The 21,243-nt window shown below is 72.8% G+C and carries 22 protein-coding genes and 1 riboswitch; of the genes, 9 read left to right on the top strand and 13 right to left on the bottom strand.

What is annotated here, in order from left to right:
- The 6 genes from CHC05_RS38050 to CHC05_RS38025 all read left to right on the top strand — a co-directional run bounded on the left by CHC05_RS38050 (window position 1) and on the right by CHC05_RS38025 (window position 7,772).
- Window positions 1-2,511 carry an ATP-binding protein gene (locus tag CHC05_RS38050; protein ID WP_179266563.1) on the top strand — a complete coding sequence of 837 codons (2,511 nt, stop codon included), beginning with the start codon at window positions 1-3 and terminating at the stop codon, window positions 2,509-2,511.
- A gap of 420 nt (window positions 2,512-2,931) precedes the next feature.
- On the top strand, window positions 2,932-3,717 hold the full coding sequence (locus tag CHC05_RS38045) for an ABC transporter ATP-binding protein (RefSeq protein WP_089255507.1): 786 nt from the start codon (window positions 2,932-2,934) through the stop codon (window positions 3,715-3,717).
- Window positions 3,714-4,430 (top strand): ABC transporter ATP-binding protein, encoded by a 717-nt coding sequence (locus tag CHC05_RS38040; protein WP_089255506.1) that lies wholly within the window; start codon window positions 3,714-3,716, stop codon window positions 4,428-4,430. The genes CHC05_RS38045 and CHC05_RS38040 overlap by 4 nt, the downstream gene beginning before the upstream one ends.
- Before the next feature lie 34 nt (window positions 4,431-4,464).
- On the top strand, window positions 4,465-5,343 hold the full coding sequence (locus CHC05_RS38035) for a branched-chain amino acid ABC transporter permease (RefSeq protein ID WP_089255505.1): 879 nt from the start codon (window positions 4,465-4,467) through the stop codon (window positions 5,341-5,343).
- Complete coding sequence (locus CHC05_RS38030; protein WP_089255504.1) at window positions 5,340-6,437, top strand: branched-chain amino acid ABC transporter permease; 1,098 nt, start codon at window positions 5,340-5,342, stop codon at window positions 6,435-6,437. Before CHC05_RS38035 ends, CHC05_RS38030 begins: the two co-directional genes overlap by 4 nt.
- Window positions 6,438-6,476: 39 nt before the next feature.
- On the top strand, window positions 6,477-7,772 hold the full coding sequence (locus CHC05_RS38025; protein WP_089255503.1) for an ABC transporter substrate-binding protein: 1,296 nt from the start codon (window positions 6,477-6,479) through the stop codon (window positions 7,770-7,772).
- A gap of 44 nt (window positions 7,773-7,816) precedes the next feature.
- On the opposite strand, the gene CHC05_RS38020 is transcribed toward CHC05_RS38025, so the two are convergent.
- Window positions 7,817-8,335, bottom strand: a complete 519-nt coding sequence (locus CHC05_RS38020) for a hypothetical protein (RefSeq protein WP_089255502.1) — start codon at window positions 8,333-8,335, stop codon at window positions 7,817-7,819.
- An 8-nt stretch (window positions 8,336-8,343) separates the two neighbouring features.
- Here CHC05_RS38020 and CHC05_RS38015 point away from each other — a divergent pair, with 8 nt between their 5' ends.
- A complete protein-coding gene (locus CHC05_RS38015) occupies window positions 8,344-8,742 on the top strand; it encodes an SMI1/KNR4 family protein (RefSeq protein ID WP_218824810.1) in 399 nt (132 codons plus the stop codon).
- On the opposite strand, the gene CHC05_RS42215 is transcribed toward CHC05_RS38015, so the two are convergent.
- Both CHC05_RS42215 and CHC05_RS43560 read right to left on the bottom strand, forming a co-directional pair.
- Complete coding sequence (locus CHC05_RS42215) at window positions 8,714-9,034, bottom strand: helix-turn-helix transcriptional regulator (RefSeq protein WP_144022962.1); 321 nt, start codon at window positions 9,032-9,034, stop codon at window positions 8,714-8,716. The genes CHC05_RS38015 and CHC05_RS42215 overlap by 29 nt on opposite strands.
- The gene (locus CHC05_RS43560; protein WP_218824808.1) at window positions 8,920-9,363 is read right to left on the bottom strand and encodes a cupin domain-containing protein; all 444 of its coding nucleotides are present in this window, start codon (window positions 9,361-9,363) and stop codon (window positions 8,920-8,922) included. Before CHC05_RS43560 ends, CHC05_RS42215 begins: the two co-directional genes overlap by 115 nt.
- Window positions 9,364-9,544: 181 nt before the next feature.
- Between CHC05_RS43560 and CHC05_RS38000 the strand changes: the two genes are divergently transcribed.
- Window positions 9,545-11,761: an ATP-dependent Clp protease ATP-binding subunit gene (locus tag CHC05_RS38000; protein ID WP_089255500.1), complete on the top strand. Its 2,217-nt coding sequence runs from the start codon at window positions 9,545-9,547 to the stop codon at window positions 11,759-11,761.
- Here CHC05_RS38000 and CHC05_RS37995 read toward each other — a convergent pair.
- Window positions 11,758-12,594, bottom strand: coding sequence for a hypothetical protein (locus CHC05_RS37995; protein ID WP_144022961.1), 837 nt, complete (start codon window positions 12,592-12,594; stop codon window positions 11,758-11,760). The two genes, CHC05_RS38000 and CHC05_RS37995, sit on opposite strands and share 4 nt — an antisense overlap.
- A 9-nt stretch (window positions 12,595-12,603) precedes the next feature.
- Window positions 12,604-12,984: a PPOX class F420-dependent oxidoreductase gene (locus tag CHC05_RS37990; RefSeq protein WP_089255498.1), complete on the bottom strand. Its 381-nt coding sequence runs from the start codon at window positions 12,982-12,984 to the stop codon at window positions 12,604-12,606.
- A 153-nt stretch (window positions 12,985-13,137) separates the two neighbouring features.
- Here CHC05_RS37990 and CHC05_RS37985 point away from each other — a divergent pair, with 153 nt between their 5' ends.
- Window positions 13,138-13,806: a COG4315 family predicted lipoprotein gene (locus tag CHC05_RS37985; RefSeq protein WP_089255497.1), complete on the top strand. Its 669-nt coding sequence runs from the start codon at window positions 13,138-13,140 to the stop codon at window positions 13,804-13,806.
- On the opposite strand, the gene thiD is transcribed toward CHC05_RS37985, so the two are convergent.
- The 8 genes from thiD to CHC05_RS37945 form a co-directional block, all read right to left on the bottom strand.
- Window positions 13,803-14,612 (bottom strand): bifunctional hydroxymethylpyrimidine kinase/phosphomethylpyrimidine kinase, encoded by an 810-nt coding sequence (gene thiD / locus CHC05_RS37980; protein ID WP_089255496.1) that lies wholly within the window; start codon window positions 14,610-14,612, stop codon window positions 13,803-13,805. The genes CHC05_RS37985 and thiD overlap by 4 nt on opposite strands.
- Window positions 14,609-15,202 carry a thiamine phosphate synthase gene (locus tag CHC05_RS37975; protein ID WP_089255495.1) on the bottom strand — a complete coding sequence of 198 codons (594 nt, stop codon included), beginning with the start codon at window positions 15,200-15,202 and terminating at the stop codon, window positions 14,609-14,611. Before CHC05_RS37975 ends, thiD begins: the two co-directional genes overlap by 4 nt.
- Entirely contained in the window at window positions 15,199-15,972 is a 774-nt protein-coding gene (locus CHC05_RS37970) for a thiazole synthase (protein WP_089255521.1), read from the bottom strand. The genes CHC05_RS37975 and CHC05_RS37970 overlap by 4 nt, the downstream gene beginning before the upstream one ends.
- Window positions 15,973-15,977: 5 nt before the next feature.
- Window positions 15,978-16,175: a sulfur carrier protein ThiS gene (gene thiS, locus CHC05_RS37965; protein ID WP_089255494.1), complete on the bottom strand. Its 198-nt coding sequence runs from the start codon at window positions 16,173-16,175 to the stop codon at window positions 15,978-15,980.
- Window positions 16,172-17,266: a glycine oxidase ThiO gene (thiO, locus tag CHC05_RS37960; RefSeq protein WP_089255493.1), complete on the bottom strand. Its 1,095-nt coding sequence runs from the start codon at window positions 17,264-17,266 to the stop codon at window positions 16,172-16,174. The genes thiS and thiO overlap by 4 nt, the downstream gene beginning before the upstream one ends.
- A 70-nt stretch (window positions 17,267-17,336) precedes the next feature.
- Window positions 17,337-17,954, bottom strand: a complete 618-nt coding sequence (gene thiE / locus CHC05_RS37955; protein WP_089255492.1) for a thiamine phosphate synthase — start codon at window positions 17,952-17,954, stop codon at window positions 17,337-17,339.
- The gene (locus tag CHC05_RS37950) at window positions 17,951-19,267 is read right to left on the bottom strand and encodes a cytosine permease (RefSeq protein ID WP_089255491.1); all 1,317 of its coding nucleotides are present in this window, start codon (window positions 19,265-19,267) and stop codon (window positions 17,951-17,953) included. Before CHC05_RS37950 ends, thiE begins: the two co-directional genes overlap by 4 nt.
- A riboswitch (TPP riboswitch) is annotated at window positions 19,260-19,372 on the bottom strand. It overlaps the preceding gene by 8 nt.
- Window positions 19,373-19,431: 59 nt before the next feature.
- Complete coding sequence (locus tag CHC05_RS37945; RefSeq protein WP_089255490.1) at window positions 19,432-21,237, bottom strand: glycoside hydrolase family 15 protein; 1,806 nt, start codon at window positions 21,235-21,237, stop codon at window positions 19,432-19,434.
- Window positions 21,238-21,243: the final 6 nt, after the last annotated feature.

Raw genomic sequence — 21,243 nt, 5'->3', positions numbered from 1 at the left:
GTGTTCGTCTCGTCCACCCTCGCGGAACTGGCGCCCGAGCGCGCCGCCGCCCGGTCCGCGATCGAGCAGCTGATGCTGGCGCCGGTCATGTTCGAGTCCGGGGCGCGGCCGCACCCGGCACAGGAGGTGTACCGGGCCTACCTGGCCCGGTCGGACATCTTCGTCGGCGTCTACGCGGACAGCTACGGCTGGGTCGGCCCGGGCATGGCCGTCTCCGGCCTCGAGGACGAGCTGAACCTCGCGGCGGACCTGCCACGGCTGCTCTACGTGCGCTCCCCGGCACCCGGCCGGGACCCGGCCCTGACCCGGATGCTGGGGCGGATCAGGGACGACGGCCAGGTGTCCTACAAGCGTTTCGCCGACGCCGCCGAACTCCGGGCGCTGGTCCTGACCGACCTTTCGACGCTGCTGGCGGAGCGGTTCGACGAGCCGCGCCGGGAACGCCGCGTCGCGTCGACGCCCGTCTCCACCCTCGTGGGGCGCGACGAGGAGCTCGACCGGGTCGTCGACGAGCTGGTCACGGCGGACCGCCGGCTGATCGTCCTTACCGGCGCCGGCGGCATCGGGAAGACGAGGCTGGCCCAGGCCGCCATGGACCGCACCGCGTCGCGCTGGTCCGACGGCACCTCGTTCGTCGACCTGTCCGGGACGACCGACCCCCGGCTCGTCCCCGACGCGATAGCGGCCGCGCTCGGCGTCGTCGGCCAGGGCAACGAGCGGCCGCTGGACGCGCTGCACCGGGCACTGTCGCGGCGGAGCCTCCTGCTGGTCCTCGACAACTTCGAGCAGGTGCTCGAGGCGGCGCCCATGGTGACCGATCTCCTGCGGCAGGCGCCGGGCCTGCGGGTGCTGGTCACCAGCCGGGTGGCGCTGCGACTCCGCGGCGAACGGGAGGTCCGGGTCGACGCCCTGGAGGTCCCACCGGCTGACGGCGACCTCGCCGACCTCGCCCGGTCGCCCGCGATGCGGCTCCTCGTCGACCGTCTCCGCGACGGCCCGGGTGGGTTCGACCTGACCGAGGAGAACGCGTCCGCCCTGGCCGAGCTGTGCCGCCGGCTGGGTGGCCTGCCGCTGGCGCTCGAGCTGGCGGCGGCCTGGATGCGGGTGCTCACGCCCGACCAGCTGCTCGCGGACCTGTACGCGCGCCTGCGCCAGCCCGGGGCGTTGGCGGACCTGCCCGACCGGCAGCAAACCCTGGACCGCACGATCTCCTGGAGCTATGCCCTGCTGCCGCCCCCGGCACAGGACCTGCTGGCGCGGCTGTCGGTGTTCGCCGCACCGTTCACGGTCGACGACGTCGTCGCGGTCTGCGGCAGCGACTCCGCCGACGTGGTCCACGGCCTCTCGCGCCTGCTGGACAGCAGCCTGGTCGGCCCGGCCCCGCGCCCGGACGGCCGGCGCGGGTTCCAGCTGCTCGACCCGATCCGCCGCTTCGCCGCCGCCCGCCTGGACGAGCCGGACGACACCGTGGCCCGCCTGCATCGGCACGTCCTGGCGGTCCTCGACGCGGCCGACAACAGGCTCGGCTCGCAGGAACTGCTGCTGCGCCGGCTCGACAGCGAACAAGCCAACCTCCAGGCCGTGCTCGACTGGATCGGCCGGACCGGCCAGCCGTCCGGTCCGCTCCTGCGCGCGCTCGGCGACGTCTGGGTGTGGATGCTGGCCCGCGGGCACCTGCGGCAGAGCTCGGACCTGTGGCGGCAGATCGAGGGACTGCCGGATGGCCTGCTCGCCACGGAGCGCGACCGCCTCGCGATGCGGTGGCTGACGGCGAGCAGGTTGCTCAACGACGGCGCCTTCGAGCGGGCGGGTCGGCTCCTCGACGAGATGCTGCCCGCCGCCAGGCGGGTCGAGACCCCGGTGCGGATCGCGCTGGCGCTCTCGGCCCGGGCGATCGTGCTGCCACCGGGCGCCCACGAGCAGGCCCGGGCGACCTTCGAGGAGTCGCTGGAGGTCGCCGCGGGAGCCGACGACCCGCTCGTGTCCGGCTACATCCTGTCCCACTACGGCCTGCTCCTGACCGTCGACGGCCAGCCGTCCGAAGGGCAGGCGCGGCACCACGAGGCGCTGCGGATCGCCGATGCTCTACACGACGAGAACCTGCGCGCCGAGGTCCACTACGACCTGGCCATCGACGGCCGCCTGCTGGACCACCCGGCACGGGCCGATCTGGCCGCCGCGGTGTCCGCCTACGACGGCATCGGCCACCTCGACGGGCTGGTCCGGTGCGTGTTCGAGCTTGCCGCCACTGCCCTCCAAGAAGGTGATGGTCGCCTGGCGGCACGCCTGGTCGGGGCCGCCGTCGCCGCCCGCCGAACTGTCGGCCTCGCTCCCTGGCCATCGGTGGCGGAGCTCGAACGCCGAGCCACCGAGCGGGTCCGTGCGATCCTCGACGCCGACGAGTTCACGTCGCTCGTCGAGGCAGGCCACGACCTCACCGTCGACGGTGCACTCACGGCCGCACGACACCTCCTACCGGGCTCACCCGCGGGCACCAGCGGCAGGAGATGACCAGCCGTCTAGCCGGGGAGTGCCCGGGCGGCTCTTCGTGACGCACGTCAGGCGGACGGGATGCCGTTGCCGCTCGGCCGCATCGCGCGCGCGGCTGGATCAATAGTTCCGAGATCCTGGTTCCTAGATCCCTACGCTGCACCTGATCTGGCGCGGACCGGTCAGGATCGACTACTCCAGGTCCTAGGCGGACGGATCAGCGTCACGCACCTCGCGGTAGAGAGCCGCCAGCGCGGTCGTGCGGATCATCGTCGCCCCTTCCGTCCACCAGGGATTCGTGGCTGACCCGGCGGTGGACGGGTGCCTTGACCTGGGGAGATCACGACCTGGCAACGAGGGCATTGACGGACGCGGCGAGAAAAGTACACTCCCAGTGTAAATACCTGATCGGCAGTCGTTGATCTCCGTCCTGAGGTGAATATGACGCCGCAACACACCGGCACCGTCCTCGAGCTCCGGGGGATCGGCGTCAGCTTCGGTGGTCTCGTCGCGTTGGAGGACGTGTCGATGACGGCCGCCACCGGCACCGTCGTGGGCGTGATCGGGCCCAACGGCGCCGGCAAGACGACCCTGTTCAACGTGGTCTGCGGGTTCGTCGAGCCGAACACCGGCGACGTGCTCTTCGAACAGAGACCGCTGCGGCCACGGCCCCACCAGTTGGCCGGCAAGGGCATCGCCCGCACGCTCCAGGGCGTCGGGCTGTTCCGCGGCCTCACCGTGCTGGAGAACGTGATGGCCGGCGCCACCCACACCGCGCGGGCCGGTCTCGTCTCGGCGCTGTTCGGGCTGCCGCGCAGCGACCGCGACGAGCGCCGGCTCCGCGACGAGGCGATGACCGTCCTCGACGGGCTCGGCATCGCCGACCACGCGCAGGCCTGGCCGGGCACGCTCCCGTACGCGGTCGGCAAGCGCGTGGCCCTGGCCCGCGCGCTGGTCGCCCGGCCGAGGCTGCTGCTGCTCGACGAGCCGGCCGGCGGCCTCGGCGGCGACGACGTCGAGGAGCTGGCGGCCCTGATCGTCGACCTGCCGAACCGCTCGAACTGCTCGGTGATGCTCGTCGAGCACCACATGGACCTGGTGATGAAGGTCTGCGACCAGATCGTCGTCCTCGACTTCGGCCGCGTGGTCGCCGCCGGCACTCCCGCCCAGGTGCGGGACAACCCGGCGGTGGCCGAGGCCTACCTGGGCGCGGAGGTGGGATCATGACCGCGGTCCTCGAAGTGGACAACCTCAACGCCGGCTACGGTGTGGTGCCCGTGCTCCAGGACGTCAACCTGACCGTCGCGGCCGGCACGATCACCGCGGTCCTGGGCGCCAACGGCGCGGGCAAGACCACCCTGCTGCGGACGATCACCGGCCTGGTCCGGCCGACGGGCGGGCGGATCCTCTTCTCGGGTGCCGACCTGCGGGCCGTCAAGGTCGAACAGCTCGTGCGCCGCGGGATCGCCCACGTGCCCGAGGGCCGGGGCGTGGTCGCCGAGCTCACCGTCGACGAGAACCTCCGGCTCGGCGGGCTCTGGCGCAAGGACAAGGCCGACGCCAAGAAGGCCACCGCCGAGGTGTACGAGCTGTTCGAGCCGTTGGCCCGCCGCCGAGCGCACCTGGGACACCAGCTCTCCGGCGGCGAACGGCAGATGCTCGCGCTCGGGCGGGCCCTGGTCGCCCGGCCGACCCTGCTGCTGCTCGACGAGCCGTCGCTCGGCCTGGCGCCGAAGGTGACCGCGCAGATCATGGCGTTGCTCAAGCGCCTGCGCGACGACACCGGGCTCACCGTGCTGCTGGTGGAGCAGAACGTCCGGGGCGCACTGTCCATAGCGGACCGTGGCGTCGTGATGTCGCTCGGCCGGATCGTGATGTCCGCCGGCGCGGACGAACTGCTCGCCGACGACGGGCTTCGGCACGCCTACCTCGGCTTCTGACCGGCACCAGCTACAGCTTGAAAGGAAGCGCGGTTTGGAACGCTTTATCTTCCTCACCTTCGACGGGCTGTCGCGGGGAGCCGTCTACGCCGCCTTCGCGCTCGCGTTGGTGCTGATCTGGCGGGCGGCGCGGGTGGTCAACTTCGCGCAGGGTGCGATGGCGGTCGTCACCGCGTACGCCGCGTATATGGTCTCCGACGCCGTCGGCTCGTACCTCGTCGGGTTTCTCGTCGCCCTGGTCGGTGGTCTGTTGCTCGGGGCCCTGGTGGAACGCGGCCTGATGCGGTTCGTCGGGCATGCCAACCCGCTCAACGACGTCATCGTCGCGCTCGGCCTGGTGCTGCTGCTGACCGCCGTCGTCGGCATCATCTTCGGCGGCGAGTTCCGCGCGGCGAACCAGCCGTTCGACACCTCGGCCATCGAGGTCGGCGGGGTGCCCCTGATGAGCCGGTACGACCTGTTCATCTGGGGCACAGTGGCCACGATCGTGGTGCTGCTCGCGCTGCTGTTCACCCGCACCGCCGTCGGCCTGCGGATGCGGGCGGCGGCGTTCGCGCCCGAGGTGTCCCGGCTGCTCGGCGTCAACGTGGGCCGGATGCTCACGCTCGGCTGGGCGCTCGCCGCGGTCGTCGGGGCCGTGGCGGGCGTGCTGATCCTGCCGACCGAGCTCGGCCTCCATCCACATGCGATGGACATCGTGTTCGCCTCCTCGTTCGCCGCGGCGATCGTGGGCGGCCTCGACAGCCCGGTCGGCGCGGTGGTCGGCGGCATCATCGTCGGGCTGATCCTGTCGTACGTCAGCGGTTATCTGGGTGCGGCGTTGACCCCCGTCGCGGTGCTCGCCGTGCTGCTCGCGGTGCTGCTGCTGCGGCCGGGCGGGATCTTCTCCGGTGTACGGGCGAGGACGGTATGAGCACGACCAAGGTGCGGCCGGCCCGGTCGCCGATCAGCCGGTTCGTGACTCCCCGCCCGACGGGTCCCCGCCGTGGCTCGACGCTGCTGCGCCACCTGCTCTGGGTCGCGGTCGGCGCCGTGGCGGTCTACTTCGTCAGCTACGGCATCGACCCGTTCCGCAACTACCAGCTCGCCACCGTCGCCGCCTACCTGTGCGTGACGGCGGGTTTGACGATGCTCACCGGGCTCAATGGACAGTTGTCGCTGGGGCACGGCGCGCTGATGGCCTGTGGCGCGTACACGGTGGCGTTGGCCCAGAACGAGTTCAGCGACCGTGGCGTGCTCGGCGCCTGGGCGCTGCCGGTCTCGCTCGCCCTCGGCGTGCTGGTCGCGGCGCTGGCCGGTGCACTGATCGGCGTGTGCGCCGCCCGGCTCCGCGGCCCGTACCTGGCCGGTGTGACGCTCGCGGTCGCCCTGGTCGTGCCGGCGTTCACCACCCGGTTCGCCGGCCTGTTCAACGCCGACCAGGGCTTGTCCGTGTACGTGGACCCGGCGCCCGCCGCCCTCGGCCCGTACTTCCCGCCGGAGCGGTGGCAGGCCTGGATCGCGATCGGCGCGGCCATGCTGTCCCTGCTGATCGTCGCGAACCTGGTGCACAGCCGGTACGGCCGGGCGTTCAAGGCGGTCCGCGACGACGAGGTCGCGGCGAAGCTGGCCGGCATCCACGTCGCCCGCACCCAGGTGCTCGCGTTCGTGGTGAGCGCGGGCTGCGCGGGGCTCGGCGGCGGGGTGCTTGCGGTCATCTCGCAGAGCGTGTCGCCCAGCGTCTTCGGCCTGACGCTGTCGCTCAACCTGTTGCTGGCCATCGTGCTCGGCGGCCTGGGCAGCCTGTTCGGGGCCGCCTGGGGTGCGCTGCTGCTGGTCCTGCTGCCCTATCTCACCACCCAGGTCACCCGCGGACTCGAGCTGAGCCCCGGGCTGGCGAACAAGTTGGAAGGCAATCTCCCGCTGGCGATCTTCGGCCTCACGTTGATCATCGTGATGCTGGTCGCCCCCGGCGGCATCCAGGACGCCTTCCGGGCGCTTGGCCGCACCGTACGCCGTCGGTTCTGACGTCCCCTATCCCCAGTCCACCATCCGAACAGGAGAGCCATGCTTCGCATCGCACGTCGCGGCATCGTGGTCGCCGCATGTCTCGCGTTGGTCGCGGCCAGCTCCGCGTGTTCCGACGAGGCACCCAGCAGCAGTGGCGGCGGGACCGCCGCGAGCGTGCCGGGGGTCACCGACACCGAGATCCTCCTCGGCACGCACATGCCGCTGACCGGCCCGGCCGCCGCCGGCTACTCGAAGATCGCCCCGGCCACCAAGGCGTACTTCGAGTACGTCAACGCCAACGGCGGCGTCAACGGCCGGAAGATCAAGTACCTGGTCGAGGACGACGGCTACAACCCGGCGAACACCCAGACCCTGGTGCGCAAGCTGGTGCTGGAGGACAAGGTCTTCGCGATCCTCAATGGACTCGGCACGCCGACCCACACGGGCGTGCTCGACTTCCTGAAGACCCAGAAGGTGCCGGACCTGTTCGTGGCCTCGGGCAGCCGGAGCTGGAACCAGCCCGAGAAGTACCCGACGACCTTCGGCTTCCAGCCGGACTACACGGTCGAGGGCAAGATCATTGCCGACTTCGTGAAGAAAACGTACCCGGGTCAGGTCGTCTGCCACATGGGCCAGGACGACGACTTCGGCCGCGACAGCCTCGCCGGCGTGGAGCAGGTCCTCGGCGCCGACGGCGTCAAGGAGAAGCAGAAGTACGTCACCAGCAACACCAACATCACGCCCCAGATCCAGGCGTTCAAGGCGGCCGGCTGCCAGGTCGTCATCTCCGCGACCATCCCGGCGTTCACGGCGCTGTCGCTCGGCACGGCGGCCAAGCTGGGCGGCTTCAAGCCGCAGTGGGTGCCCTCGAGCGTCGGCGCCGACTACACGACGCTTTCCGGCCTGCTCGGCGAGGGCAAGGTGCTGCTGGAGGGCCTGGTCGCGCCGGGCTACCTGCCGGTCTCGACCGACACCAGCAACCCGTGGGTGCAGCTCTACCAGAAGGTCAACAAGGAGTACAACGGAGACGCACCCTTCGACAACAACATCATGTTCGGCATGACGGTCGGCTACCTCACGGTGCAGGCCCTGCTGAAGGCCGGCAAGGACCTGACCCGCGAGGGCCTGATCTCGGCGGTCGAGTCGGGCGGCTTCAAGAACGCGGCGGTCGGCCCGTACCGGTACTCCGCGTCCGACCACTCGGGCATCGGCGGTATGCAGATGGGCCGCGTCACCGCCGGCGTGCAGGCAGCGTTCGGCCCGGTCGTCCAGACCGACGACGGCGCGGGCCCGGTCCAGGAATACACCGAGGCCCCGGCCACCCCGACAGGCAACGGCATCCCGTCCGCCTGACGCTCGTCCCGAAGGGCCGCCCGGGTACTCCCGTGGCGGCCCTTCTAGTTGCAGCTCTCCAGGGCTACCCGGCTGGAGATCGGTGTTCCGAGCTGAAGGCCGGTCACGATTTCGCCGGCCTCGGCGAGGTCCGCCGCGGCGAACTCACCGCTGCGCGCGGCCGTCCAGAAGTCGTCGGCATCCGCGGTCGTCCCGTGCGGGAAGGTCAGCTCCAACTCGATCTGGACGGTGTCCGCGAGGTCGAGATCGGCATCTTCCTCGTCCGACGGTTCGCCCGGCACACCGTCGCGCCATTCGACGGCGGGGACGGCGAACCGTCGGGCCAGCAACAGCCCCGGCGAATCGTTCGGCCACGCCGAGACACCGAACTCGATGACCAGTGTGTCCGCCTCTTCCGCGTCGCCCTCCCACCGGTCGAAGAGACCGTCCAAGGGAACCGCGAGAAAAGCCCGGAAGGCACGCCAGGCAAGGCCTACGTCCTGGATGCGGTCGGGGTCGCCACCCTCCGCCGCCACCAGCCGGCTCAGTTCCCCAACTCCGTCACGCCACGAGAGCGCCGTCATGGACGTATTTGATCATTCACATCGCCCTGCCGGCGTCCTACGTGACGCTCATGCGGTCGCACAACGGCGGGATTCCGCGCAACACCCGGTGCCCGGCGCCGAGCCCGACGACCTGGGCCGACGACCACGTCTCCGTCGACGGCATCATGGGGATCGGGCGGACGAAGCGCTACTCACTGGCCGGCGACGCCGGCCAACGGCTGTGGCTGGGGGAATGGGAATACCCGCCGATCGGCGTCTACTTCGGCACCTGCCCGTCCGGCGGACACGATCTGATCGCGTTCGACTACCGCGAATGCGGCCCCGACGGCGAGCCTCGCGTGGTCCACGTCGACCAGGACCGGGAACGGTGCTGGGCCCCCGACTTCGTCTCCTTCGTCAGCGCCCTACGCCCCGAATTAGGTTAGCTCGGCGCGCGACGCTGCCCGGTAGTCGCGTGGGGCCAGGCCGGCGCGCCCGTTTGAAGGCCGTGCTGAAGGCGCTCTCCGAGGTGTAGCCGAGGGAGGCGGCGAGCGCGGCCACGCTCGTGTCGCTCTCGCGCAGCGCCTGCTGTGCCAGCCGGATGCGCCAGTGCTGCAGGTCGGTCAGCGGTGGCACACCGGCCACGGAGGTGAAGCGGGCCGCGAACGCGGTCCGCGACATCGTCGCCGACCGGGCCAGGTCGTCGAGATGCCAGGTGCGGCCCGGGTCGGCGTGCATCGACCGCACGGCGGGTGCCAGCCGCTCGTCGGTGATCCCGGGCGGCCTGTGGTGAGCTCCCCGACGACCCGGTCGAGCAGCCACCCGATCGCTGGCGCGCCGCCCGGGATCACCGACAGCGGCGGCAGCGCGGCCAGGAGCAGGTCGTCGCCGACCTGGTTCATCCGCACATGCCCCGCGACCAGCACGGTCCGCGCCGCGTCGTAGCCGGCGCCGGGCAGCGTGACCAGGCGGCCGGCCCCGGCCGGTGGGTCAACGGCCAAACCGTCTTCGCCAACGGCGGTGCCATCTGAGGCCCCGGGCCCGGTTCGCTCAGGGCGAACGATCATCGCGGGCGCGACAACGGCGCGGGGCGCTAGCGTCAGAGGTGGGCAGTGCGCCTGCCCGTGCCCGTGTGGTCGCCCACGCCGACCGCCGACCTGGCCAAGAGGCTTCGACTCAGCGCCCTTGTTCCTTGCGGCTCTGCCGCGTCCGGATGGGGGTGCGTGGGGCCCCGCGAGGGCGTGCGGCATGTTCGAACGGTTCACCGACCGGTCCCGCCGGGTGGTCATCCTGGCTCAGGAAGAGGCGCGGGTGCTCAACCACGCGTCGATCGGCACCGAGCACCTGTTGCTCGGCATTCTCAAGGAGGGCGAGAACGTCGGCGCGCGGGCGCTCGACGCGCTCGGGCTCTCCCTCGTCACCGCTCGCCAGCAGGTCGAGGAGGTGGTGGGCCTCGGCGGGCAGGCGGCGGGCGGCCACATCCCGTTCACGCCGCGGGCCCGGCGGGTGCTCGAGCTCGCCCTGCGCGAGGCACTGCAGCTCGGGCACGCCCACATCGGGCCTGAGCACCTGCTGCTCGGGTTGGTCCGCGACGGCGGCGGGGTCGGCGCCCAGGTGCTCGAACGGTTCGACGCCGACGCGGCGGCCGTCCGGCGGCAGGTGATCGAGGCGCTGGCCCAGAAGACCGAACCAAAAGGCAGCGCCGTGCTCGACCAGTTCGGCACCAACCTCACGGAGGCCGCGCACCGCGGCGCGCTCGACCCGGTGGTCGGGCGCGACAGCGAGCTCCAGCGGGTCATCCAGGTGCTCTGCCGGCGCACGAAGAACAACCCGGTCCTGCTCGGTGAGCCCGGCGTGGGCAAGACGGCCGCGGTCGAAGGGCTGGCCCGGCGGATCGCGGCCGGTGAGGTGCCGCAACGGCTGCGCGGCCGGCAGCTCTACACCCTCGACCTCAGCGCCCTGGTCGCCGGCTCGCGCTATCGGGGCGACTTCGAGGAGCGCCTCCGCAAGGTGCTCCGAGAAGTGAAGGGCCGGGACGACGTCATCCTGTTCGTCGACGAGATCCACACCATGGTCGGCGCCGGTGCGGCCGAGGGCGCCCTCGACGCCGCCTCGATCCTCAAGCCGCTGCTGGCCCGGGCGGACCTGCGGCTGATCGGCGCGACGACCACCGACGAGTACCGGCGGATCCTCGTCCGCGATCCCGCCCTGGAGCGACGTTTCCAGCCTGTCGCGCTCGCGGAGCCGACGGTCGCCCAGGCCGCCCGGATCCTCACCGGGCTGCGCCGGCACTACGAGGCACACCACGGCGTCGCGTACACGGACGCGGCCCTCGTGGCCGCCGCGACCCTGGCCGACCGGTACGTCGCCGACCGGTTCCTGCCCGACAAGGCCATCGACCTGATCGACGAGGCCGGCGTGCGGGCCCACCTGGCCGGCGCCACGACGGTGGACGAGGACGACGTCGCCGAGGTGCTGGCCGACTGGGTGGGCGTGCCGGTGCGCCCGCGCAGCGACGCCGAGTCCCGTCGCCTGACCGGGATGGAGGCCGAGTTGCACCTGCGGGTCGTCGGCCAGGACGAGGCGGTCGGTGCGGTCGCGCGCGCGGTACGCCGTACCCGGGCAGGCCTGAAGGATCCGCGCCGCCCCGCCGGTTCGTTCGTGTTCGCGGGGCCGACGGGTGTCGGCAAGACCGACCTGTGCCGGGCGCTCGCCCAGTTCCTGTTCGGCGACGCGGACGCGCTGATCCAGCTCGACATGTCGGAGTTCCACGACCGGCACACGGTGGCCAGGCTGGTCGGCGCCCCGCCCGGCTACGTCGGTCACGACGAGGGCGGTCAGCTGACGGAGCGGGTGCGGCGGCGCCCGTTCTCGGTCGTGCTCTTCGACGAGATGGAGAAGGCCCACCCCGACGTCCTGCTCACCCTGCTGCAGATCCTGGAGGACGGCGCGCTCACGGATGCCCAGGGCCGCAAGGTCGACTTCCGGAACACCGTGGTCATCCTGACCACGAACCTGGGGAGCGGCAAAGCACAGGTGGGGTTCAAAGACTCCATCGTGGATGGTCATGACCAGGTGCGGGCCGGGGTACGGGAGGAGCTGCGCCGGCACTTCCCGCCGGAGCTGCTCAACAGGATCGACGAGACGGTGGTGTTCCGCCACCTGACGGAGGCCGACCTGCTCAGCATCGCCGACCTCATGCTGGCCCGGGTCGCGCGCCGGCTGGCCGCGCAGGAGATGACGCTGGTGGTCACGGACGAGGCCAAGCGCCACCTGGTACGGACGGGATCCGATCCCGCGTACGGCGCGCGCCCGTTGCGGCGGGCCATCACGACGGCCGTCGAGGACGCGTTGTCGGAGCGCATCCTGCTCGACGAGCTGCGGCCCGGGCAGACGGTTGTCGTCGACCTCGTGGGCACGGAGCTCGCCTACCGGGTCGAGGAACAGCGGGCGGTCGCGGGCTAGGGCGACTCCTGCCGCGGCAGCACGACGATGTCGCCGGGCCGCATCCGTCGCGGCCCGGCGGCGCCGTCGAGCCAGACGTCGTAGCCGACCGGCGGGCCGGAACCGGTCCACCACAGGCCGGTCACCGAGCCGGCGGCGAGCCCGGCGCGGACCCGGGTGCCGGGCGCGTGCCCGTCGTCGGCCACGACCAGCAGCGCGTCGAGGACCTGCCGGGCGCCCGTCCAGGGCGCGCCGGCCTCGTCGCCGAAGGCGCGAAAGGCCGATCGGAGCCGGGGGTACGCGCCGGCGGTCAGCGCGCCGTCGATGCGGTCCCAGAGGATCGTCCAGTCGCCGTCGAGGAGCCGCCGGGCCGCGCGGTCGGCGTCGGCACAGACCAGGTCGACCGCGGTCTCCTCGCCCGTCGCGGCCGCCCGCGCCCGCTCCCCAAGAGCAGGCGCCGGCCGCGCCGCGACGAGGTAGAGCAGCGCGAGCAGCGCGGCCCGGCCGTCGCCGGCGTAGAGCGGGCCGTGGGCGGCCCGGGCGGGCGGGAAGCGGTCGACCAGGTGCCCGGCCCGGCCGCCGGGCAGCCCGGCGCCGCGGTGGGCGTCGGCCAGCCGGACGTCGACCGGACGCGCGGCCCGGCCGGCGAGCGACCAGCGCCCGTCGCCCCGCACGGCCACGGGGTAGACGGTGCGGCCGAAGTCGCCGAGGGTCTCGCCGGCCGCCAGACCGGCGGCGGCCACCTGGCGGGCGGCGACCGAGTAGGCCACCCCGGCGTGCGCGGCGTGGGCCCGCACCAGGCGCTTGCGCGCCCGCCCCGACCGGGGACGCTTACGGGAACGATCGTCGGTCATGGCGGTGGCCTAGAGGGTGACCGCGATCGCGACCAGCGGGGGCCGGCGCAGGTGCAGGAGCCGTGCGAACCAGTTGCCGAGCCGCGAGCTGACGTATTTGGCGGCCAGCTTCTCGCGTACGACGGCCGTGCCGGCCTCGTCCAGCAGCCGGGCGGCGCCCTTGGCCGAGGCCGCGCCGGGGGCGATCCGGCCACGCAGGTCGCAGACCGTGACCTCGGCCCGGCCGGTGTTGCGGACCCGCTTGACCTTCCACGCCTTCGCCTCGGAGACCACGAACAGCTCGTTGCCCTCGGTGACGTGCCAGACCGGCGTCGCGACGCCGGTGCCGTCCCTGCGGAAGGTCACCAGGCTCACGTGCTTGCTGCGACCGATCTCGTCGATGACGCTCATCCCGGAAGCCTAGCCACCCACGGGTTCTTACGGGTACGTGCCATCGGCGCCAACGGATCAACGAAAGCGCTGTGAAATTCAGCACCGTCACTGTGTTCATCCGGGTGCGGCCACCCTGCGTACTTCCCGGCACCTGTCGAGAAGGAGAGGCCGATGGCCCAGCTCACCCGCACCCTGTTCGGCATCAGCGCCGTGGCGGCCATGGCCGCGCTCACCGCCTGCGCACCCGCGTCCGACGGTGGCGCGCAGCTGGCGGGCCAGGTGCAGATCGCCGCGCCGGGGACGCCCACCCCGCCGCCGGTCGTCGAAGAGGCCAAGGCGCCCGAGACGCCTGACGTGCCGCTCACGACGGAGCTCAACGGCAAGAGCGTCCCGAAGATGGGCCAGGTCGTCACCGACCAGGACGGGTTCGTGCTGTACCGCTTCGACAACGACTCGGCCGACCCGTCGGCGTCCACGTGCGAGGGCAAGTGCGCCGCGGTCTGGCCGCCCGCGTACACCGACGGCTCGCCCACGCTGTCGGGCGTGGCCCTCGGCAAGGTCGGCACGGTCACCCGCAAGGACGGCACCCAGCAGCTGACCATCGGTGGCTGGCCGGTCTACCGCTACATCGGCGACGAGAAGCCGGGCCAGTGGAAGGGGCAGAAGGTCGGCAACGTCTGGTTCGTCGTGAAGCCGGACGGCAAGAAGAACCTGAGCTGCCTGCCCAAGGGCACCCCGAAGGCCGTCGAGCCGCCGGCCGCCGAGGAGCCCGCCGAGAGCGCGGAGTCCACGGAGTCCACGGAGGAGACCGAGCAGGGCGGCACCGAGTACGGGTATTAGGAGTTCGTCCAGCCCAAATGGTCCAGCGGGCCGTGGCCGGCGCCCAGGTGCCAGTTGGCGCCGCCGGCCACGGCGCGCGTGACGAACTCCTTCGCCGCACCGAGGGCCGTCCGCAGATCCTCGCCCTGGGCCAGGTAGGCGGCGGTGGCGGCGGCGAACGAGCAGCCGGTGCCGTGCGTGTTGGGGGTGTCCACCCACCGCGCGCTCAGCTCGTACGTCTCCTTGCCGTCCCACACCACGTCCACCGCGCTGCCGGTCGCGTCGCCCGCCGGGTGCCCACCCTTGACCACCGCGGCGCCCGCGCCCAGGTCGCCCAGCGCGCGGGCGGCGGCGTGCTGGTCCTCGCGGCTGCGGATCGGCGAGCCGAGCAGCACCTCGGCCTCGCGCAGGTTCGGCGTGACCACGGCCGCGTGCGGGAACAGGCCGTGGCGGTAGGCGTTCTCGGCGGCCGGTTCCAGCAGCCGGTCGCCGCTGGAGGAGACCATCACCGGGTCGACCACCAGGTTGGGCAGGCGGCCCTGGGCGGCGAGCGCCGAGACGGCCTCGACGGTCGCCGCGGTGGCCAGCATGCCGGTCTTGACCGCGGCCACGGGCAGGTCGTCGAGGACCGCCGCGATCTGGGCGACCACGAAGGCGGCCGGTGTCGCGTGCACGCCGCGTACGCCGACCGTGTTCTGCGCGGTGAGCGCGGTGATGGCGCTGGTGCCGAACACCCGCAGGGCCGCGAAGGTCTTGAGGTCGGCCTGGATGCCGGCGCCACCGCCGGAGTCGGAGCCGGCGATGGTCAACGCGACGGGCGGGTTCACGGTTGGTCCTCCACGGTGTTGTGCAGTGCGCTCAGGTATTCAGCGACGGAGTGGGGGTCGCGCATCACACCACCCATCACGGCGACGCCGTACGCACCGGCGGCGCGGCAGGCGGCCACGTCGGCCGGGCAGACCCCGCCGAGGGCGAACGCCGGCGGCCCGGTGCGGGTCAGCGTCGCGAGGCCGGCCGGGCCCAGCGGCGGGCCGTAGCCGGGCTTGGACGGGGTCGGGAACACGGGCGAGACGGTCACGTAGTCGCACCCCTCGGCCGCGGCCACTTCCCGCGCGTCGTGGCACGAACGGCCGACCAGCGGCGGCCGCACCGAAGGGAACGGATCGCCGGCCGCGAGGTGGACGCCGGCGGCTGATGCGTATATGGATGCAGAGCCTGCGACAAGGAGCGTGCCGGCCACCGGGGTCAGCAGCGCGCTCAGCGCCGCTGCCAGCTCCGCGCGTGCGGCGGCCGGCAGGTCCTTCTCGCGCAGCACCACGGCCCGCGCGCCGGCCTCGATCGCGGCCGCCACGGCGTGCGGGAGCGGGCCGGCGCACTGGGTGCGGTCGGTCAGCACCAGCAGCCGCGGCAGGGTCACAGCGCCGCCAGGCCGGCGTCCTGTGTGGACGCCTGGGCGTGCCAGCGCCGCTCGATGCGCCCCGCGCCGAACGCCAGCCGGCCCGCGTCGACCGCGTGCCGCATCGCGAGGGCCATCCGCTCCGGGTCGCGGGCCCGGGTCACCGCGGAGGCGAGCAGCACCCCGTCGCAGCCGAGCTCCATCGCCAGCGCCGCGTCGGACGCCGTGCCCAGCCCGGCGTCCAGGATCACCGGCACGTCGACGGTCTCCCGGATCAGCGAGATGTTGTGCGGGTTGCGGATGCCCAGGCCGCTGCCGATCGGCGAGCCCAGCGGCATCACCGCGGCGCATCCGGCGTCGGCCAGCCGGCGCGCGGTGATCGGGTCGTCGTTGGTGTACGGCAGCACCTGGAAGCCGTCCGCCACCAACTGCTCGGCCGCGTCGAGCAGCTCGACCGGGTCGGGCAGCAGGGTGCGCTCGTCGCCGATCACCTCGAGCTTGACCCAGTCGGTCTCGAACGCCTCCCGGGCCAGCTTCGCGGTGCGGACGGCCTCCCGGGCGGTGAAACAGCCGGCCGTGTTCGGCAGCAGCCGCACGCCGCAGCGCTCCAGCACGTCGGCCAGCGCGCCGCCGGTGGACGCCTCGACCCGGCGCAGCGCGACGGTGACCAGCGCGGTGCCGGACGCGGTGATGGCGCGGGCCAGCACGTCGAGGCTGGGCACGCCGCCGGTGCCGAGGATGAGCCGGGACGGCAGGGTCTGCCCGGCGAGGACGAACGGGTCGTCGGTCATGGCCGTCACCCGCCCGCCACCGCGGCGAGGATCTCGACCTCGTCGCCCTCGGTCAGCGCGGTGGCCGCCCACGCGGAGCGCGGCACCACCTCGCCGTTGCGGGCCACCGCGATGCGGCGCTGGTCGGTGCGCGCCGCGACCAGATCGGCCACCGTGACCGGCGACGCCACCTCGACGGCCTCGCCATTGACGGTCAGGGTCATCCCATCCTCCCGTCCGGAGCGAACGGTGCCGCGAACGGCGGCAGCGCCCCCTCGACCAACAGCTCGGCGATCGCGTCCGCGGTCGCCGGAGTGAGCAGTACGCCGTTGCGGTGGTGCCCGGTCGCCAGCACCAGGCCGGGCAGCGCCGAGGGGCCGAGCAGCGGCGCGTTGTCGGGCGTGCCCGGGCGCCAGCGGGCCAGCGTCTCGACCAGCTCGAGCTCGGCGACGTCGGGCACGACCTCGATGGCGTCGCGGAGCAGGGTGTGCACGGCGCCCGCGGTCACGGTCGGGTCGAAGCCCAGCTCCTCGCTGGTGGCGCCCACGACCAGACCGCCGTCGGTGCCGTAGGGCACGAGGTAGACGTGCTGGCCGCGGACCAGCGCCCGGACCGTCCCGTCGAGCAGAGTGTCGCCGCGCAGCCGCAGGATCTGGCCCTTGACCGGGCGGACGGGCAGCGGGGGAGCGCCGGGCAGGGTGCCGCTCCACGCGCCGAGCGCCAGCACGACGGTGTCGGCGGTGAGCGCAGTGCCGTCGGCCAGGCGCAGCCCGGTGGCCCGGCCGCCGTCCACCGCCAGCGCGGCGATCCGCGACCGGACGATGTGGACACCGGCCGCGCCGGCGGCGGTGAGCAGGGCGGCGTGCAGCGAGCGCGGCTCGACCGAGTGGTCGCTGGGCGCGTGCAGGGCGCCGCGCACGCGGGGGCTCAGCGCCGGCTCGCGGCGCCGGGCCTGGCTGCCGGTCAGCCGCTCGACGGGCAGGTCGGACTCGAGGTAGTAGGCGTGCAGCCGGTCGAGCGCGGCCATGTCGTCGGCGTCGAAGCCGACCTCGAGCGTGCCGGCGGTACGCAGGTCGACGGTGCCGCCGAGCTCGGCGAGGAAGGCCGGATAGCGGGCCAGCGACTCGCGGCTCAGCGCCCGCAGCGCCTCCTCGCCGTACGCCGCCTCGGTCAACGGCGCCAGCATGCCGGCGGCGGCCCGCGACGCCCCGCTGCCGGGCGCCTCGTCGACCACGGTGACGTCGAGCCCGCGCTGGGCGGCCCGCCACGCGACCGCGAGCCCGATCAGCCCACCACCGGCGACCAGGACGGTCATGCGCGTGCCACCCTTCGGGCGGCCCGACATGACCGTCGCCGACTGAGCTGGCCGCGCTCGCTTCGCTCGCTCATGGGGTGCCGTCCAGCGCCACGAGCAGCTCCCGAGCGGCGGCAGCCGGGTCGGGCGCGGCCGAGACGGCGGACACCACCGCGACGCCGTGCGCGCCCGCCGCGCGCAGCGCCTCCACACGTAAAGCGGTCACCCCGCCGATCGCGATGACCGGAACCCGCACGGCGGCGGCGACGGCCGCGACACCCGCCGGTCCGATCGGGTCGGGCAGACCGTCCTTCGTGGACGTGGCGAACGCGGGCCCGACGCCGAGATAGTCGGCGCCGGCGGCCACCAGCGCGGCGGCGCGGTCGGGGTCGCGGGCGGTCCCGCCGATCAGGTGGGTCGGCCCGGCGATCCGGCGGACCACCTCGACCGGCAGGTCGTCGGCGCCGACGTGGGTGCCGTCCGCGCGAGCGGCCAGCGCCAGGTCGACCCGGTCGTTGACGATGCACTGCGCGCCGGCGGCCCGGCACAGCAGCACCACCTCGCGGGCGAAGGCGAGGCGCTCGCGGTCGCTGCCGACCTTCGTGCGGACCTGGACCACCGGGGTGCCACCGGCCAGCGCGGCGCGCACCGCGTCCAGCGCCGCGGCCCCGCCGGCCGCGTCGGTGACCACGTGCAGCCGGCCGATCACGACGCCACCGCCAGCCGCCGGCGCCGGCCCGGCAGCAGCACCAGCACGGTGAGGACGGCCGCGACGGCGAGGCTGACCAGGGAGGCCGACCAGCCGTTGGCCGGGTCGATGCCCAGGTCGTGCTGTCTGGCCGTCCACCACGTCGTCCAACCCTGACCGAGGTCGGGGAAGAAGGTCGGCAGGGTGAGCTGGTAGGCGACGAAGCCGGCGGCCCAGGGGAGCAGCAGCCAGGGTCGGGCCGGTGCGGTCGCCGAGACGTCCCAGCGGCCGCGCGGCAGCACGAAGTAGGCGATCGCGAAGACGCCGACCAGGGGCACGAAGACCGCGCCGATCAGGAACAGGAACGGCTCGTACGAGACGATTTCGACGGCCAGCGCCAGCAGCGTGGCGACCGTGCCGACCGCGATCGCCAGCACCCGCCGGTCGATCCGCTCGACCATGTTGCGGGCCGAGACAGCGGTCGAGTAGACGTTGGCGAACGCCTCGTCGACCTCGACCACCACCAGCACGGCCAGCGCGACGGCGCCGAGCGGCACGGCCAGCAGGGCGTCGACGACGTCCAGGCCGCCGGCACCGTACGCGGCCAGGGCGAGCACCCCGAGCGTGAAGCAGGCGATCGTGGCGGCGCCGTAGCCGACGGTGGCACCGGCGAACGCGGCCCGGCCGCTGCGGGTGTGCCGGGTGTAGTCGGCGACGAGCGGGAACCAGGAGACCGGCATCGCGATGACCACGTCGACGGCGGTCCAGAAGGGCACGCCCGGGCCGGTCAGCGGCTGCGGGTCGGCCCGCAGCACCTCGACGAACAGGTAGACGCCGGCGATCAGGGCGGCCCAGATGGCGTACCGGGCGAGCAAGCGGACGGCGCCGAGCGGCCGCAGCGCCATCAGCGTGGCGGCGACGCCGGCCACCAGCACGAACGGCCACTTGGGCGCGTCCAGTACCTTGGCCGCCGCGGTCGCGATGATGAAGATCTCGAAGGTCGCCCAGCCGACGCACTGGACGAGGTTGAAGACCGTCGGCAGGTACGACAGGTGCCGGCCGAGCAGCCCGCGCAGCAGCACCATGCCGGGCGCGCCCTCCCGGGCACCGGCGGCGGCGCCGAGCCCGAGCAGCACGGAGCCGATGACGGCCCCGACCACGATGGCCAGGATGGTGACGCCGAGCGGCCGGCCCGGCAGCACGGCGAAGGTGGCGGCGACCGGCAGCAGCAGGCTGACGCCGAGGCTGCCGAAGAGCCCCGCGGTGTCGCGGAAGCCGAGGGTACGGGTGGGCTCGGTCGCGCTGGCGGCGACGGCCGTGGACGTGGTCGACACGTGAGAAGCTCCCTACGCCGGCATTACCCGGGCCAGGTTCCGACGGTCGGCGGCGCGTGCAGCCGCCCTCTCAGCCCGGTGCTCCGAGCTCCCGTTGTGACTGACGGCAGGCTACGACATACCCGCCGCGAACGCCATCGTTACCGACATCACGGTGTGCCGGGTCAGCCGAGGGCGCGGTCGATCTGGAAGGCGGCGCTGATCAGGGCCAGGTGGGTGAAGGCCTGCGGGAAGTTGCCCAGGTGCTCGCCCGTCGGACCCAGTTGCTCCGCGTACAGGCCGAGGTGGTTGGCATAGGTGACCATCTTCTCGAAGACGAGCCGGGCCTCGTCGACCCGGCCGGCCCGGGCCAGGGCCTCGGCGTACCAGAAGGTGCAGATGGACATCGTGCCCTCTTCGCCTTCCAGCCCGTCCGGGGCGAGGTGCGGGTCGTAGCGGTAGACCAGCGAGTCGGACACCAGGGTGTCGGCGAGGAGGTCGAGCGTGGAGAGCCAGCGCGGGTCCGTCGGCGCGATGAACTTCGTCAGCGGCATCATCAGCACCGAGGCGTCCAGGACGTGGCCGTCCCGGTGCTGGACGAAGGCCTTCAGCTCCGGGTCCCAGAAGCGGTCCATGATCTGGTAGTAGATGGCGTCCCGGGCCTTGTCCCAGCGGACGAGGTCGGCGGGCAGGCCCCGCTGGTGCGCGACCCGGATCGCCCGCTCGATCGCGACCCAGCACATCAAGCGTGAGTACAGGAAGTTGCGCCGGCCGCCGCGCACCTCCCAGACGCCCTCGTCGGGCTGGTCCCAGTTCTCGCAGACCCACTCGACGAACGTCGTGACACCCTCCCAGACACCGCTGGAGATCGGCTGTCCCCACTTGTTGTAGAGGTAGATCGAGTCCACCAGGGCGCCGTAGATGTCCAGTTGGAGCTGGCCGACCGCGTCGTTGCCGACCCGCACCGGCGCCGATCCCTCGTACCCCTCGAAATGGTCGAGTTGGCGCTCGGAGAGCGACTCGCTGCCGTCCACCCGGTACATGATCTGCAGCGGGCCCTCCGGGTCCGGACCGCTGTCTATCACCCGCTGGGCGAGGAAGCCCATGAACGCGTCGGCCTCCTCGGTGAAGCCCAGCCGCAGCAGCGAGAACGTGCAGAACGCGGCGTCCCGCACCCACGCGTAGCGGTAGTCCCAGTTCCGGCCGCCGCCGAGCCGCTCGGGCAGGCTCGTGGTCGGAGCCGCGACGATCGCGCCGGTCGGTGCGTACGTCATCAGCTTCAGGGTGAGCGCCGAGCGGTGCACCGCCTCCCGCCACCGGCCGCGGTAGCTCGACTGGGACAGCCAGCGCCGCCAGTACTCGACCGTCTGGGTGAACGCCTCCTCGGCCTCCTCCGCAGTCCCGAAGGGTGCCATCCCGTCGTCGGCCCGGTCGAGGCAGAACACCACGGACTCGCCCTGCTTGAGCCGGAACGAGCTGAGCACGTCACCGTCGACGAGCTCGATCGGTGCGGTCGAGTTGAGCCCGATGCTCAGGGAGGCCGACTCGAAGACCGCCCGGCCGTGGCGGTCCAGCCGCACGGTGTGCGGCTGCAGGCCGTAGTCGAAGCGGGGCGCCACGTGGGCCCGGAACGGCAGTTCGCCGCGCACGCAGATGACCCGCCGGATCACCTGGAAATGCTGGCTCTCCTTGTCGTCCGCCGGGATCGGCATGAAGTCCTGGATCTCGGCGACACCGTCGTCGGAGAGGAAACGGGTGATCAACACGTTGGTGTCGGGGAAGTAGAACTGTTTCGTGGTCGACGGCACCTCGGCGCGCAGGATGAAGCAGCCACCCTTGTCGCGGTCGAGGATCGACGCGAAGATGCTGGGCGCGTCGAAGCGGGGGACGCAGCACCAGTCGATGGTCCCGTCAGTGCCGACGAGGGCCACGGTTCTCAAGTTACCGATGAGGCCATGCTCGCCGATGGGTAGATAGCGTTCTTCGTCCACCTTTGC

Source organism: Asanoa hainanensis (assembly GCF_900188485.1).
In the GTDB taxonomy this organism is placed as follows: Bacteria; Actinomycetota; Actinomycetes; order Mycobacteriales; family Micromonosporaceae; genus Asanoa; species Asanoa hainanensis.
This window is presented reverse-complemented; position numbering and strand designations above follow the sequence as displayed.

What these genes read in the sequence shown, in the direction of transcription:
- thiS (WP_089255494.1), bottom strand. Translation starts at nt 16,175, where the DNA reads ATGACCCTGACCGTCAATGGCGAGGCCGTCGAGGTGGCGTCGCCGGTC.
- CHC05_RS38045 (WP_089255507.1), top strand. Translation starts at nt 2,932, where the DNA reads ATGACGCCGCAACACACCGGCACCGTCCTCGAGCTCCGGGGGATCGGC.
- CHC05_RS43560 (WP_218824808.1), bottom strand. Translation starts at nt 9,363, where the DNA reads ATGATCGTTCGCCCTGAGCGAACCGGGCCCGGGGCCTCAGATGGCACC.
- CHC05_RS37990 (WP_089255498.1), bottom strand. Translation starts at nt 12,984, where the DNA reads ATGAGCGTCATCGACGAGATCGGTCGCAGCAAGCACGTGAGCCTGGTG.
- CHC05_RS37995 (WP_144022961.1), bottom strand. Translation starts at nt 12,594, where the DNA reads ATGACCGACGATCGTTCCCGTAAGCGTCCCCGGTCGGGGCGGGCGCGC.
- CHC05_RS42215 (WP_144022962.1), bottom strand. Translation starts at nt 9,034, where the DNA reads ATGCACGCCGACCCGGGCCGCACCTGGCATCTCGACGACCTGGCCCGG.
- CHC05_RS37970 (WP_089255521.1), bottom strand. Translation starts at nt 15,972, where the DNA reads ATGACCGACGACCCGTTCGTCCTCGCCGGGCAGACCCTGCCGTCCCGG.
- CHC05_RS38040 (WP_089255506.1), top strand. Translation starts at nt 3,714, where the DNA reads ATGACCGCGGTCCTCGAAGTGGACAACCTCAACGCCGGCTACGGTGTG.
- CHC05_RS37985 (WP_089255497.1), top strand. Translation starts at nt 13,138, where the DNA reads ATGGCCCAGCTCACCCGCACCCTGTTCGGCATCAGCGCCGTGGCGGCC.
- thiO (WP_089255493.1), bottom strand. Translation starts at nt 17,266, where the DNA reads ATGACCGTCCTGGTCGCCGGTGGTGGGCTGATCGGGCTCGCGGTCGCG.
- CHC05_RS38020 (WP_089255502.1), bottom strand. Translation starts at nt 8,335, where the DNA reads ATGACGGCGCTCTCGTGGCGTGACGGAGTTGGGGAACTGAGCCGGCTG.
- CHC05_RS38000 (WP_089255500.1), top strand. Translation starts at nt 9,545, where the DNA reads ATGTTCGAACGGTTCACCGACCGGTCCCGCCGGGTGGTCATCCTGGCT.
- CHC05_RS38030 (WP_089255504.1), top strand. Translation starts at nt 5,340, where the DNA reads ATGAGCACGACCAAGGTGCGGCCGGCCCGGTCGCCGATCAGCCGGTTC.
- CHC05_RS38025 (WP_089255503.1), top strand. Translation starts at nt 6,477, where the DNA reads ATGCTTCGCATCGCACGTCGCGGCATCGTGGTCGCCGCATGTCTCGCG.